Consider the following 14,294-nt stretch of genomic DNA (forward strand, 5'->3'; position numbering starts at 1 on the left):
TACGTATAAAAACTGTCATCCCGAGTGCTAAGCCGTCACCCCAAGTGTTAACCCGTCATCCCGAGTGAAACGAGGGATCTCCCGAATGTGGTTGGAAAGCGAATATAGTGCCACATTCAGGAGATCCTTCACTGCGTTCAGGATGACGTATAAAAACTGTCATCCCGAGTGCTAAGCCGTCACCCCAAGTGTTAACCCGTCATCCCGAGTGAAACGAGGGATCTCCTGAATGTGGTTGGAAAGCGAATATACTGCCACATTCAGGAGATCCTTCACTGCGTTCAGGATGACGTATAAAAACCGTCATCCCGAGTGCTAAGCCGTCACCCCAAGTGTTAACCCGTCACCCCAAGTGTTAACCCGTCATCCCAAGTGTTAACCCGTCATCCCAAGTGTTAACCCGTCATCCCGAGTGAAACGAGGGATCTCCTGAATGCGGCACGATTTAAACTTCTCAAAAACTCTTAAAAATCAATAAACACATCTAAAATAATCGAAAGGTCGAATAATTTGCCAATATTCTTTAAGTTATCAGCACAATAGTCAGCAGGATGTAACTAAGCTTCATGCTATTTTTTCTGATATTCTATTCTTCCCTTCATGCCCATGACAGGGTAAAAAGTCCATACCAAAAAGGAATATCCTATGCAAACGCAATCATACGTTTACTTTGTAGCTAATACGCATAACAACGTACTATATGTTGGCGTCACCAATGATTTGATACGTCGAATTTATGAACATAAACATAAATTGGTAAAAGGGTTCTCGCAAAAATATAATGTGGACCGTCTAATATATTATGAAGCGTTCGACACCATTGTTTTAGCCATTGATCGAGAGAAGCAGATTAAAGGTTGGTCAAGAATAAAAAAGGATAACCTTGTTAATGCATTCAATTCTGAGTGGAAAGATTTATATCAATCCATACTTTAGAAATTGCGCCACTGCCGGGAGATCCCTCGCTGCGCTCGGGATGACGGAGAATACTTTCGACCAAATATCAATTCCAACAAGACGGTCAGATTTGAGTGCAGGTTAAACGACAACAGCCCGGGAAAAAGCGCAGCATACATCAGTATGTGAGCATTTTTCCCGGGCTGTTGTCGTTTAAGATGCACCAAATATGGCCGTCTTACAGGGTTAGCCGATGTCGGAGAGCCCCGCTACTGGCCTAATCCATGGTTTTAATTTAGCCAATTCCGGCGGTAATTTATTCGTTGTATGCTGAGCCAGTGTTCTACTGTCGTATTCACCTAAAGTTAATATATACCAGCTGCCTTTTGCATTGGTAAAATGCCTTACTTTTGTATTTGCAAACAATTTGTTACTTGTTCTGAAGCGATGAATATCACTTTCGTTATGGCTCGCTGCTAATTGAATGGTATAGAGATTAGTGCCTGATTTTTGAGCCTCTGGTTTTTTCGCCAGCGTTTCTGGATCAGGTTGTTTAAACTTAACCAATTTAGACTCTTGTACTGCGGCAATCTGAGTTGCAGGTAGTTGCGTTTCGACCAACGCTTCTCTTGCTTTTACTGTAGGAATCACAACAACTTTATCTACTAATGCTACAGTATTCATTTCTTGTTCGTCGCCATCCCAATCATCTAAAATCTGTTTTTTGGGAAGTGCATAATGCATCAGTTGGCGGGTTGAAGAATCCTGCCATGACGCGATATAACTCACTGGTGCTTCATTTTGAGTAACCTTTATTTCACTCACAATTGTAGTTATCGGTGGTGGAGTCGTCAATTGTGCCATTTGTGGGAATCGATACTCATCATAGATGCCACTGAAATACACATAAGAGACACCCGCTACAGCAACGGCACTTACAGCCATACTGGTGCGTTTCAAAATCGTCATCTTGTTACTATTCTTTTGGGTTGAGCACTTATAAATGTATGGCTCCAGATTAGAGTTTATTTTTGCCAAATTCCCTTTAGTTAACTGAAAAAACTGCTTGAATTGCACATCAGTAAGCGGCTTATTAATCAAGCGACCTGTCATTGCCCGCTGTAAAACATAGGTTCGTGTCTCATTCTCATTCAATGGACCTAATTCTATGGTATGAATTAAGTTATTAAATTGATCAACGGCTAATTTATTTAGGGCGGCGACCAATGAATAATCTGAAACCAGACACAGATGAAAGTAACCAAAATCCCCCTGGTTTTTTATTGCAATCATTGCCTCTTTAATAAAAGTCTCGGGTAAATTTTGAGCGTCATCAATTATTAATAAAACATGTGCCTTACGCTCATTTATCTGCGCTACTATAGATGCGAAATTGGTGTCTGAACTTGCATTTAGATGCAATTGTGCTGCAATGTCAGTAATGATTTGTTGTTCATTGCATGGAGGTTTAATCGTCATGAAAACCGATTTTATCTGTTGATCCAGATTATGTTGTAATAACGTACTGAAGGATGTTTTTCCACCCTCTTTCTCTGACAACAAAGTAATTAGAACATTATTAAAAAGAACCAAATGATTAATGAAGTCGATCTTAGCTAACCATGACCCGGGTTTAAAAAGCGTTCTAGGTTGATTTACAGCTCCAACATCTGGCTGAATCTTTCCATCTATCATTTTTATTCTCCTTCTACAGCAGTAATAAGCGTATTATGCAAACAGTTAGCGGTTACTTTATCATCGAGATAACAATCACCAGGCTTTTTAATTACTACAAAACGTAAGCAATTATTTTTAACTTTTTTATCAAGATTCATTAAATCCATTAATTGATTCAAATCAATAGACTTAGGTATCTTGTGAGGTAAATGTGCATATTCCAGCATCTGTTCAACCAATTCAACTATTTTAGCATCCAGCAAGCCCATGTTATAAGATAAAACGGAGGCACAATATAACCCTATTGCAACAGCCTCACCATGGAGCCATCGTTGATAATGAGTATGAGCCTCCAAAGCATGGCCAAAGGTATGACCAAGATTAAGAAGCGCGCGTTGCCCTGTTTCTTTTTCATCTCCCTCAACATAATCTGCCTTGATTTGGCAACAATGAGCAATCAAGTCTGGAAGCTCTGGACTTTTGGGAGTTAATCCACGTTTCAGTGCATCCAGGAGACTGTATAAAAAATCGCCGCCTTCCAATAAAGAATATTTTATCATCTCCGCCAAACCGGAACGAAACTCTCTGTCTGGTAATGTCTCCAGAGTATTTAAATCGATTAATACAGCATTGGGTTGATAAAAACTGCCTATCAAATTTTTACCAAGAGAATGATTGATGGCTGTTTTGCCACCAACAGAGGCATCAATCTGGGCTAGCAAAGTAGTGGGAATCTGAATTAAGCGCACTCCTCGTTGATATGTTGAGGCGGCAAAACCTGCGACATCACCCACTACCCCACCACCAAGAGCAACTACAGTAGTGTCCCTATGATGCTTGTTTTGGATTAATGCATCATAAATGGTAAATAAACTCTGTTGATTTTTAAACTCTTCACCATCTTTTAAAATAACGACATCACATTGTATTGATGCAAAAGCGGATTGAATGAACTCTAAATAAAGTGGCGCGACAGTAGCATTGGTTACTACCAGTACCTGTTGTGAAGGAATCCAATGACGCAATAGCGAAGAGTCTTTAAGACCCTTGCGACAAATTATTATAGGATATTGATATCCGGGTAAACAGACATCAACCTGAGTATAACCCTCAAACTTCGCCATATATATATTTTATAATGTTATTCGCTACAGCCTTCACAGTTAATTTATCGGTTTCAAAACTAACATCAGCTAACTCATCATAAAATGGCTCACGTTCGTCTCTTAAAGACTCTAATCTGCCCTCAAGATCTTCAGTTTGCAATAATGGACGTTTGGTATCTCGTTTGGTTCGTTCAAATTGTTGTTGCAAAGATGTTTTTAAGTAAATTACAGTGCCTCGGCCAGCCAGAGCATTCCTGTTTTCCGGAGTGATAACTACCCCACCCCCGGTTGCTAATACTATATTGGTTTTTTGAGTTAACTCATCAATAACTTTTTGCTCTCGGCGTCTGAATCCTTCCTCACCTTCGATATCAAAAATCCATGATATATCGGCACCAGCACGCTCTTCAATGACCTCATCCGAATCAAAGAATTCTAATTTGAGCTCCTTTGCCAAAGCACGGCCTATTGTGCTTTTTCCAGCACCCATGGGGCCAATGAGAAAAATATTTCGTACTTTAACTATGCTCATTTTTTCTTACATACCTCATTAACTGTAGTGTCATAATTAACAAAACCATTATAACAACAAATTAGATACACGTCTTAGTTGATTTTATTATATTAAACAAATTCCATAGGCCAGATTCAATAAAACAACATTTGAATGCCTTAAATTCAACGCATATTCATTTTGAATATGTATTCATACCTACTGACTAAGAATATATATGGCCTATTCTACAACGAATAGATACTAAAATCCCCTATAATTATAGTTTATCAGATCTATAGACTTAATTGAGATTATTTATACACCTCTTTTTCACGTCCTTGAATCGTTGTAATCGATAAGGAGTTCGTTATTATCCTCGGAGTGATGAAAATGAGCAACTCCTCATTATCCAATCTTATCTGTTTGTTACTGAATAATATCCCTACAACTGGAAGCTCGCCCAGGAAAGGTATTCTTTTAATTGCTTTATTTTTATCTTGTTTGTAGATTCCACCCAGTACTATCGTCTGTCCATTATTCACCAAAACATTGGTCTGTATCTGTTTTGTCAGAATAATAGGAACTCCCAGTACTCGTTCACCAGAATCCGCATCCTGATTAATCTGCAAATCCATCAATATTTTGTTATCTGGAGTAATTTGGGGGGTAACTTTCAAACTCAACACCGCTTTTTTAAATGCTACCGCGGTTGCTCCACTTGAGGTTGATTCCTGATAAGGTATCTCTTTACCTGATTCAATGACGGCAGCCTGTTGATTGGTGGTAATTACACTGGGACTGGAAATCAACTCTGCTTGTCCTTGACTTTCAAGTGCTGATAATTCCAAATCCAATAATATGTTATCTCCCAATTTTGCCAATGCAATACCAACCGATGCAGGAATGGCTGTGTTCGGAGCGGCAACCAAATCCAAATTTAACCGTTGAGCTATTGGCACGTTTGCCGGATTGGCAATACCCTGCGGCAGCTGCAGCTGATTTGCGCCTTCTAAAGTACCGCTTAAATGAGTAGGTTTGGAAACACCCCATCGAATACCCAGATCCTGACTGAAGTCTTTATTAACCTCAACAATTCGAGCTTCAATTTGAACCTGCTTCACGGCTACGTCCAATTGCTTGATTAACTCTCTTACTTCTTCAATTTTAAGTCCAGTATCCTGAATCCAGAGGGTATTGGTTCTGGCATCAACGCTGATTTTACCTCTGGGTGATAACAGTGAGTTTTGTTTGTCTTTAATCAATATTGCAATATCTGAAGCCTTAGCATAATTAATTTGAATCAAATCAGATCGTATCGGCTCCAGTTTCTCGATAGTCTGTTGACTTTTAAGCTCATCTTCTTCCATTTTATCCAAAGAGGCCTTGGTATCTATCAACATGACATTACCGGTTTTACGCTTATCCAATCCCTGAGTAGTCAAAATAATATCCAAAGCCTGATCCCAGGGAGTATCATTCAATCGAAGTGTAATATCACCCTGAACTTTATCGCTAACCACCATATTTATCCCGGTGAAATCAGCCAATAACTGCAACACAGCACGAATATTAATATTCTGGAAATTTAAAGAAATTCGCTTGCCTGTAAACACTTGTTTTTTGAGTTTTGCCTGTTGAACTTCCTCAGCTGTCAATGGGAAAATGTCCACCATGAATTGTTTGTTCACCTGATAGACAAAATGTCCATAATCACCTTTGTTCAAAATGGTCATGCGAACATTTTTGCCTTCCTGTTGCATCGTTATCACCTGAGCTGGACTATGAAAGTCGGCAACATCAAAACGCTTCATCAAATTAACAGGAATTTTAGTATTAAGAAAATTAACAACAACCTCTTTTCCAACCTGAGTCACGTCAATAGGAATGCTGGTGTCCGAAACGTCTATAAGTACTCGACCGCCCTGCTTCTCTATGCCGCGAAAATCAATTCGATTGATTTGATGTTTTGCATTCACCACCTGATTGGTAATGAATATTTCTTTATTATTCTGATAGATCTCATTACTTTTACCATTTAATACAAGGCTATAAATATTCCCTGCAGAACTTCCGGAATAAGAGACCGTCCGCTGCAGATCCAGTATTGCTCTTACTCTATCTGCCACAGCAACAACGTTGTATGTCTTTAAAGAACCCAGCTCAATTTTTTTCATCTTTTGATCGGGAGGTAATTGCATGTCTGTATTGATAAAATCCAGTACGATTCGCGCTGGTTTCTGAGTAATGAAGCTTGCGGGAAGCTGCTTTAAGGGATGTGCAAATTGAAAATCAATGCGCACCCTATCTTCTGGTAATGGAATAACCTTCACCGAAGTCAATGAATTTTCCTGGGAAAATGCCACACCGAAACCAGCACTTAATAAAATCAAAATAGCGATAATCTTTCGCACCCTGCGCTCCTACTTGCCAGTATCTAAATTAATTGTGGTTATTTTCTTTTCCCACGACCCTGTATCTTTTACAGTTTCTTCAAGTTTAATTACTTCTCTTGTAATGACAATTATTCGTCCGTAATTTTGTCCCATATAATCCCCAACCCTGACTCGAGATATCTGCATGTCAGGTTGTTTTATCAAAGCCCATATAACCGAACCTTGCTCTAATATACCAACAAATTTTAATGCATCCAGAGGATAAGCTTCCAGTGGCTGTTTTAATCTCTTTTGATCCGGAGCATATAAATCCGTATTTTTCTTTAAAACGACGGGCTTAAATGGATTGCGTCGTTGATCATTTTCAGGAAATTTAAAAATGGGTAATGGGGCGAATTTGGGAATAGGCTCAATAGGTTTAGTAGGCCGAGTTTTAATATCATTAATATACTTCATCAGGTCGCTATTATCACCTGAACAAGCACTGAGCAACAAGGAAAGGGCTCCTAATAGCACTGCATGTAATTGCTGTTTGTATTTTATCATTGCGCGCGATATCGATATATTTTAGCCGTGATATTCATCACTAATTCATCCTCTGAAACGGTTTTACTGTCCTTAGAAGATTCCCCTTGGATACTAAACTCGTGTAAAGTCACAATTCTGTTCATTTCTGCTACGCGGCTTAAAAAAACAGCCAACTGCATATACGTACCAACCACTGTAATTTTAATAGGTAATTCAATATAGAAATCATGAACCACTTCAGGTTGAGGAGCAAACAACTCAAATTTTAATCCAGAAGCGACGCCGGTTTTTGAAATTTCCTCCAATAATCCAGGCATTTCATTCTTAGCAGGTAACTGCCTTAGCATGGTACCAAAACGCTCGTTCATGAGTTGCAGTTGATTTCTGTAAGCTTGTAAATTGGAAGCTTGATGCTGTTTCTTTTCAAACTCCTCTTTTAAAGTAGCCTCCTGAGTTTGCAGAATGTCATACTGTTCAAAATTAGCTTTAATTATTAACCAATAGCCCAATGCGATGATTAAAAAACTCAATCCGGCAATTACCCCAGCTTTTACAGCAATAGGCCACTGGCCTACATTTTCCAGAGTGAGTTCGCTTAAATTGACTGTATTCATAATAGGGTTACCAGTCTAGTATTTAGGTTTAAGTACAAAGCTTAATTTAAATTCATTATCTGCAGCTTGTTTCGTTTCATCCATTTTCTTAATCTCGGTCAGTACTGGAGATTGAATCCAGGCATTATTTTCTATACTTCGCATGAGTATTGAAATATTGGTATTTGATTCAGAATACCCCCATACCGATACGATATCATTTTGACGTTCCAATTTAGTAACATAAATTCCTGGAGGCATCACTTTAATCAATTCATCAAATAAATGAACCATCAGAGTTCGTGTGGATTGCAAATTCTGAACAATTGACATCCTGGAAATTAATCCTTCCCTGATTTGTTTTAATGCTTTTATTTCCTTTATTTGTTCATCTAAACTGGCAATTTCTTTTTGTAATATTTGATTACGCGTTGTTTGATTGTTTACCAAATGAACAGCATAAGAGTTAATTAAAAAAACTACAACTGCTGCAAAAACTATCCCTATTAATGCCATAGTAGTGAAGAGCTTTTTTTCTTGCTCTCGCTTGTATTCACGCCATGGCAGCAGATTAATTTCAGTCATTATTCACTCTATATGCCTAAGTGCTAACCCGCAGGCAACCATTAAAGCAGGAGCATCATTATTTATAGATTCCAAATTTACCATTTTACCAAAAGACATATGTGATAAGGGATTCGCCACGGTTGTGGATACTCCCAGTTGTTCTTGAATCAAATTGGCTAATCCTGCCTGACGTGCCAAACCACCAGCCAACAAGATATGGTCGACAAAACCATGTTGACTTGTAGAATAAAAAAACTGGAGAGTTCGCTTAATCTGTAACAAAACCATCTCTTTAAATGGTTCGAGAACCTCTGACTCGAAATCTGGCGGTAATTTACCCTCTTCTTTTGCAATTAAAGCTTGTTCAGATGACATATTGTAGTGCTCCGCAATGGCTTCAATTAATTGCATACCACCAAATTTTTCCTCCCTTGAGAAGATCAATCGCATCCCATGCAATACGAACAGATGGGTGTAATTAGCACCTATATCTATAATTGCTACTATCTTATCCTGCCCCCCTGCGGGTAATTCTGATGACAGTTGTTGAGCTGCCCGCTCTACAGCATAAGACTCTACGTCTACAATTTTGGCTTCCAGACCTGCTCGGGTTATTGCCTCGACTCGGCTGTTTACATTTTCTGCCCGTGAAGCAACAATCAATACGTCCAACATTGCTGAATTTTTTGCAGAGTGACCTAAAATTTCAAAATCAAGATTAATTTCATCTATAGGATATGGGATGTATTTATCCGCCTCTATAACGACCAACTCCTCCATTTCCATATCAGTCAAGCCATCATTAATTTGAACTACTTTACTGATCACGGCAGAGTCAGGAACAGCCAGAGCAACTTGCTTGCAATTCAACCTCGCACTACTAATCAATTTTTTAATAGTGTTGGCAACGGCTTCAACATCCTTGATTACGTTTCCATCCAGAGCATTGGGAGGTAATGATTGTCGTCCATATCCTTCGACACAAAGCTGATCCCCAGAACCTGAAATTTCCAGTATTTTCACCGCTGCAGAACTGATATCTATGCCAAGAATCGAACGATGTTTAGGTTTAAACAGTTTGAGCACCAGTTTTATCTCCCTGTATCTCCCGTGTAGCCCCAAAAGCGCTCTTATTTAACAACCTTTTACCGCCACTTTACTTACTAAGATGTTAACGTAAGCGACTAAAAATTGGAATCGTTTAGAATCAGTTATTTTTGTTTCGTTTCAATAACCTGATTGAACTGTTATTTCACTTTCAATTTTACTTTGATGTACGTAATTCTAAATCAACATTTTTTTACTCATCCTATTGTAAAGCTGATTAATCAATGCTAGCTTGAAAGAATAATTAATACACACAACACAAATTAAATGACCACTATTGCCACTTACAACACGTTTTTTATGTTGCCTACTCTGGTAATCGGTCTTCTTTTATCTTTAGTAATCGTCATCCTCTGCGAGTCTATCGCCTAGTGGGGTTCATTTCTGCGCCTGCTGGGCGTGGATCACCTGCAGAAACAAAATAGCTTATATTTTTAAATTATTTGTGAGGTACGATTATGCACTCCCGAACAGACCGAACTGAATTGCCTACCTGGAAAAAATACCTGCAATATCCCTTCATCCAGGGCCCCTTATTGGGTGCAGGAGTAATGACATTGGTCACCCCTGGATTGAACTGGACAAACCATGTTCTGAATGGAAAAACGATGCAATGGCGATTTGCCATGTCAGGATCATTTGAATATGCGAGTTCAGCAATCCCATCTTATGCTGTTGTCTTTGTACTTAAAAAATTGATGCAACCTGAAAACCAGCAGGTATCGCCCCTGTATGAATTTGCCACGTCCTTTACAGCAGGGGCATTTTCAGGATTGGCAAGCACACCCTTTGAAGGAATCGCCCAGAATAAACAACTGTCCAAACTGACGACTTCACAAGAAACACGACACAGAATGATCATGCATCATGGTTATAATGCTCTGTTTCAGGGAGGATTCAGTATTATGCTGCGAGAAGGTCTTTGGTCTACAGTATATTTGACAGCAATACCTACTCTTGCCCGTTATTTCAAATCAACAGGCATGAAGAAAGAACAGGCTGAAGGCCTTGCATTGGTATTAACTGCAGGTTCCTATGGCTTTTTCAGTACGCCCTTATATCAATTGCGTTTCAGAAAACAACAGGGACTTACTGAGCCGGTTGTTGGGAAAAGTTATCTGCAGCATGCTAAAGACATTTGGAATCAACCGGGTAACGGAGGTACTGTTCAACGACTTGGATTTTTCTTTAAAGGGGCTTTACCTCGAACATTGACTACTACTATTGCCGGAGCTTTGTTGTACAAAGGCCAGGAAATACTGCAGGAGTTGATTAAACCATCCAAACCATAAAGAACAAATAATGTTACTTTATTATTTAACACTTAGACCTGAAACCTGGTGGATGTCAGAATTTTACTCTGACGTCCACTAATCTAAAATAACGCTCCATTTAATTAACATCCCTTGTGGAGATAATACATCACTTTATGTGGGGCTTTCGAAATAAGCTTCTGAGAGATCCTTTCTTTTAAAATACACATTGATTCATCTTAATTGGCACTTTTTATAGGTCATCCTCGCGAAAGCGCTGAGTAATCTTGAATTTTAATCAATCAACTGATTGATATAAAAACGATCTATTTAAAATGTGCGTCATTCCCGCGAAGGGGGGAATCAATGCATCAAATTAGCACCTGATTATGTTTTCTTCATGGATCCCCACTTTCGCGAGGATGACGTACAAAATAAAGGGATAGCTCAGGGCTAAACGCAGTTAATCGGTATAAGAATATCAACGATCAACGACCTTCAGATTTTGTATCGCAATTAGCGAAAATACAATTTCTTTATAACAGCCAATTACTAAATTTAAATCATTGGGTTGCTCATTAGATATCTTCTCTATTCGTCCATTGAGCCATTCAATTCGATCTTTTAATAACTGTATTAATTTTTGCTTTTCTTGAGGTGAACCTATAAAAATAACAATCATTGCTTTGGCTTGCGCTTTAATTCTATCACCCGATAGTTCTTTAGCAGCAGCCTGGTTAAGATTTTTTTGAGTCAGGTACGCTATTGCTTCATCATATAGATGGTGTTCCTCTACAATTAACGCATTAATTTGTTCTACCGTGCTTAACTTATTTGCATCAGCAGCCTTGCCTCTTAGCATGAAGATTTTATTCAATGCCATAAGAATAAACGTAATGGAATTCTTTTTATCTTGAATTTGTGCTGAGTTTCTAGGTGGTTGTTCAATATTCAGAACTAAATAACCATCATTTAATCGAATCAATTTATCCCTTAGGTACGCTATGGCTTCATCGGAAACAAATTCACTTTGTTTCTTATCAATACCTGCTGTCAACATCTGATTGGCTTTTTGACGAAGTGCTTGTGCCTGATCAATGACCCCCTGATTCAATTTGATTCGTGCTTGCTCATATAAAAATTGTACATTTGCAAAGCTGTCATTTTTAGAATTTAAAATAATCCGGGTATGCATCTCATCAATCCACTTTTGACCTGTAATTAAAGCATTCTGATTCGTTTGATTTGAAGATAAAGTGAACCAACGGTTGTTTAACGGTTTTGCGGTTTCATTAAGCCAGTTGATGAGTTGTAACTGCTCTGTTTTAGATAAATTCGAGTGAATCAGGTTTTGAAATACGTGTTGCAGATAATCCCTCAGTTTTATTGCTTCAACAGTATTTCCAGAACTAATCGTCTCATTTAATAAATCGCGACAGGCGTTGGCATAATTTAAGCCTTCATCAATCGTAGTGAATTCTTTTTGGATTTTAATAGTGCATTGAATACCAGGTTGTTTTTGTGACAATAATGCTTGTTGATTATTTGTTCCTGCTCCTGATTGATGGGTAAAAATACTTAATAACAATATAATAAAGAAAGGATTCATATAATCATTAGCAATAAGAACAGCATTTCAACATAATACAAATCGACCCGAGACTCAATTCAGAGGGTATCCTGAATGCTACGGGCAAACCCAACCGTCATTAAGTTAAGGATTGTGTTTCCAATATAACTAAAATCAGTTCAGGCTGAAGGCTGAAGATACGTTTACACTGTCTCGAAACCTACAAACCCAGGATTCGAGACGAAATTCGTCACTTAATGGTAGTACCCCTTGCGTTCGAATGACATAGACAAAATGAAGTTCTATCAGAGTCAAGCCAAAGCATTTTGGCTTTAGCGTCCAAATAAAAAAAACACCCTGATCAACAAGACATATTATTACAATAAACTACTTCATTATTTTGAACTGGTTCCGAATAAGGTGTTAATTGTGCAAAGTACTCCTGTTTCCAACGAGGATGGACAGCAAAAGCAGGTATATCTTCCAATGGTTTATCTAAAACCAAACTGTGATTTTTAAAAAATTCAAAGACAAATCCTTTAAACGCTTTTTCTACAAAAGTCGTTCCTGCAGGACACCCGCGTTTTCCACCAGAAAATGGAAAATAATGGTCCCCAATAAAATGCATTTTTCGTTCTTTAGCCGCTGACATAAAACGTAAGGGATCGAAAACCTGCGGATCGTGCCATAGCTCCGGATCGTGATGAGTTGATCGGATTGCAAAGAATAAAAAGGAATTAGGATAAATAGTACAGGAGGTTTTTTCTTTATTATTGTCTTCTATATCCATAGTGGAACTTATGGATGCTTTTCGGGGTACCACGGCGGTAGGCGAGGCAAATCGTAGTGTTTCCCTATAGATACAATCCAGATATACCAACTCATTGAAAGAGTTCTCAGTAATTTCACCATGAGATAGTATTTCCTCACGCAATTGTTCAAGGATAAGAGGCGATGTACTGATATGTGCAAGTGCTACCATGATTAAGAACGATAAATTACTCTCAACGATAAATCCTGCCCCACCATGTGATGAGATTAATTTCTCAGTGATTCCTTTTTGTGTCTCGGTACCATCCAGTTGAAACTGACTGCATACGTATCCGTTTGACTCGATGATCTGTTGAGCGTTTGCACCCAAAACAGCATCACTCATGGCAACCATTTGAGCTTTCATCTTTGCAAATTCCTCGGATTTTGCATTCCCATCCACGATCAAATCATTCGCCTGTCTGATTAATGGCACATATTGTCTGGGAAACTCCTGAATACCCAAAAAACATCGTCCAATGATTGTAGCGCCCATATAAGTGATATTATCCTGCAAGGATAATTGGTTATCCCAGATAGCTGAGACATTAGCCCCAAATTCTTTCGCGCATTGAAATGCATTGTCACTTGACAGGTTATTCCTGATTTTTTGTTTTTCAGCCTTCGCATCAGCACCTAACAGATTCACAATCGTGGTGGCATCGGTGGCTTGTTTTACCCGCTCATGCGGTTCACGTGCTTCTGTATCGTTAACATGTTCACCATATTCCGCTATGGCTTCCAAATTAGACTTCGTTCCAGAAAAAACATAAATACTGGGAATTAAACTGGCTACACGGGACACTATGGGCAGTTGTCTTAATACCCCACCATAGGGTAAGGGATCAATAACACCCACTCCTGTATTTTTTGAACGCTGATACCCCTCACTTAAAATGTAGTCGCTTCCGTTTTGCCAAAGCGCGAAAGCATCGTAAAATGGGATATAGTCTTTCCAGTCAGTCCAATTTATGGAAACATCAGAATGAGTTAATTCTTCATAAAATGTTAACACAATAGCTCCTTAAATTATGGGTTTTGGCTATCCAAAACCAATACCGCAGCTTAATTTCTTCAAAAATATTCTTTACATAATTCAGCAAGTCAGCCCGTTTGTGTGCAACCAGAAAACAACTACGGGTTTTCAATTATCTCTAAAGTCGAAAGTGTACTTCTTGTTGCTCAATTACTCGCAAAAAAGGTTAATTATAACACATCCACCTAGTGCATCGTAGAGAAATCTTCTGCCTAATAGTCACCATTATGGACTATTCGATTTTACTAAAATCCAAGTAAT

The 14,294-nt window shown here is 38.6% G+C and carries 12 protein-coding genes; 2 read left to right on the forward strand and 10 right to left on the reverse strand.

Annotated features, from left to right (window positions below; genetic code table 11):
• The first annotated feature begins 645 nt into the window (after window positions 1–645).
• Complete coding sequence (locus IZU94_RS07670) at window positions 646–936, forward strand: GIY-YIG nuclease family protein (protein ID WP_203109590.1); 291 nt, start codon at window positions 646–648, stop codon at window positions 934–936.
• A 207-nt stretch (window positions 937–1,143) separates the two neighbouring features.
• On the opposite strand, the gene IZU94_RS07675 is transcribed toward IZU94_RS07670, so the two are convergent.
• From IZU94_RS07675 to pilM, 8 genes are all read right to left on the reverse strand, one after another.
• Entirely contained in the window at window positions 1,144–2,592 is a 1,449-nt protein-coding gene (locus IZU94_RS07675) for an SPOR domain-containing protein (protein WP_203109592.1), read from the reverse strand.
• A gap of 2 nt (window positions 2,593–2,594) precedes the next feature.
• Window positions 2,595–3,698, reverse strand: a complete 1,104-nt coding sequence (gene aroB, locus IZU94_RS07680) for a 3-dehydroquinate synthase (RefSeq protein ID WP_203109594.1) — start codon at window positions 3,696–3,698, stop codon at window positions 2,595–2,597.
• Window positions 3,685–4,212: a shikimate kinase AroK gene (gene aroK / locus IZU94_RS07685; RefSeq protein WP_018576163.1), complete on the reverse strand. Its 528-nt coding sequence runs from the start codon at window positions 4,210–4,212 to the stop codon at window positions 3,685–3,687. The genes aroB and aroK overlap by 14 nt, the downstream gene beginning before the upstream one ends.
• Window positions 4,213–4,487: 275 nt before the next feature.
• Window positions 4,488–6,587 carry a type IV pilus secretin PilQ gene (locus tag IZU94_RS07690; protein WP_203109596.1) on the reverse strand — a complete coding sequence of 700 codons (2,100 nt, stop codon included), beginning with the start codon at window positions 6,585–6,587 and terminating at the stop codon, window positions 4,488–4,490.
• Window positions 6,588–6,596: 9 nt separating this feature from the next.
• The gene (locus IZU94_RS07695) at window positions 6,597–7,115 is read right to left on the reverse strand and encodes a pilus assembly protein PilP (protein WP_203109598.1); all 519 of its coding nucleotides are present in this window, start codon (window positions 7,113–7,115) and stop codon (window positions 6,597–6,599) included.
• The gene (locus tag IZU94_RS07700) at window positions 7,112–7,711 is read right to left on the reverse strand and encodes a type IV pilus inner membrane component PilO (protein WP_203109600.1); all 600 of its coding nucleotides are present in this window, start codon (window positions 7,709–7,711) and stop codon (window positions 7,112–7,114) included. Before IZU94_RS07700 ends, IZU94_RS07695 begins: the two co-directional genes overlap by 4 nt.
• 15 nt (window positions 7,712–7,726) lie before the next feature.
• Window positions 7,727–8,275 (reverse strand): PilN domain-containing protein, encoded by a 549-nt coding sequence (locus IZU94_RS07705; RefSeq protein ID WP_203109602.1) that lies wholly within the window; start codon window positions 8,273–8,275, stop codon window positions 7,727–7,729.
• A 3-nt stretch (window positions 8,276–8,278) separates the two neighbouring features.
• Window positions 8,279–9,343: a type IV pilus assembly protein PilM gene (gene pilM, locus IZU94_RS07710; RefSeq protein WP_203109604.1), complete on the reverse strand. Its 1,065-nt coding sequence runs from the start codon at window positions 9,341–9,343 to the stop codon at window positions 8,279–8,281.
• A gap of 479 nt (window positions 9,344–9,822) precedes the next feature.
• On the opposite strand from pilM, the gene IZU94_RS07715 reads away from it, so the two are divergent.
• On the forward strand, window positions 9,823–10,656 hold the full coding sequence (locus tag IZU94_RS07715; RefSeq protein WP_203109606.1) for an MC/SLC25 family protein: 834 nt from the start codon (window positions 9,823–9,825) through the stop codon (window positions 10,654–10,656).
• Window positions 10,657–11,098: 442 nt separating this feature from the next.
• On the opposite strand, the gene IZU94_RS07720 is transcribed toward IZU94_RS07715, so the two are convergent.
• Together IZU94_RS07720 and IZU94_RS18435 are read right to left on the reverse strand one after the other, a co-directional pair.
• The gene (locus tag IZU94_RS07720) at window positions 11,099–12,226 is read right to left on the reverse strand and encodes a hypothetical protein (RefSeq protein WP_203109608.1); all 1,128 of its coding nucleotides are present in this window, start codon (window positions 12,224–12,226) and stop codon (window positions 11,099–11,101) included.
• Between the two features lie 322 nt (window positions 12,227–12,548).
• Complete coding sequence (locus IZU94_RS18435) at window positions 12,549–14,012, reverse strand: cytochrome P450 (RefSeq protein WP_203109609.1); 1,464 nt, start codon at window positions 14,010–14,012, stop codon at window positions 12,549–12,551.
• Between the last annotated feature and the right edge of the window lie 282 nt (window positions 14,013–14,294).

It is taken from the genome of Legionella bononiensis (genome assembly GCF_016786215.1).
Classification (GTDB): Bacteria; Pseudomonadota; Gammaproteobacteria; order Legionellales; family Legionellaceae; genus Legionella; species Legionella bononiensis.

Bases quoted from the DNA above. Each gene is read 5' to 3' on its own strand.
- IZU94_RS07670 (WP_203109590.1), top strand. From the start codon at position 646: ATGCAAACGCAATCATACGTTTACTTTGTAGCTAATACGCATAACAAC.
- IZU94_RS07675 (WP_203109592.1), bottom strand. From the start codon at position 2,592: ATGATAGATGGAAAGATTCAGCCAGATGTTGGAGCTGTAAATCAACCT.
- aroB (WP_203109594.1), bottom strand. From the start codon at position 3,698: ATGGCGAAGTTTGAGGGTTATACTCAGGTTGATGTCTGTTTACCCGGA.
- aroK (WP_018576163.1), bottom strand. From the start codon at position 4,212: ATGAGCATAGTTAAAGTACGAAATATTTTTCTCATTGGCCCCATGGGT.
- IZU94_RS07695 (WP_203109598.1), bottom strand. From the start codon at position 7,115: ATGATAAAATACAAACAGCAATTACATGCAGTGCTATTAGGAGCCCTT.
- IZU94_RS07700 (WP_203109600.1), bottom strand. From the start codon at position 7,711: ATGAATACAGTCAATTTAAGCGAACTCACTCTGGAAAATGTAGGCCAG.
- IZU94_RS07705 (WP_203109602.1), bottom strand. From the start codon at position 8,275: ATGACTGAAATTAATCTGCTGCCATGGCGTGAATACAAGCGAGAGCAA.
- IZU94_RS07715 (WP_203109606.1), top strand. From the start codon at position 9,823: ATGCACTCCCGAACAGACCGAACTGAATTGCCTACCTGGAAAAAATAC.
- IZU94_RS07720 (WP_203109608.1), bottom strand. From the start codon at position 12,226: ATGAATCCTTTCTTTATTATATTGTTATTAAGTATTTTTACCCATCAA.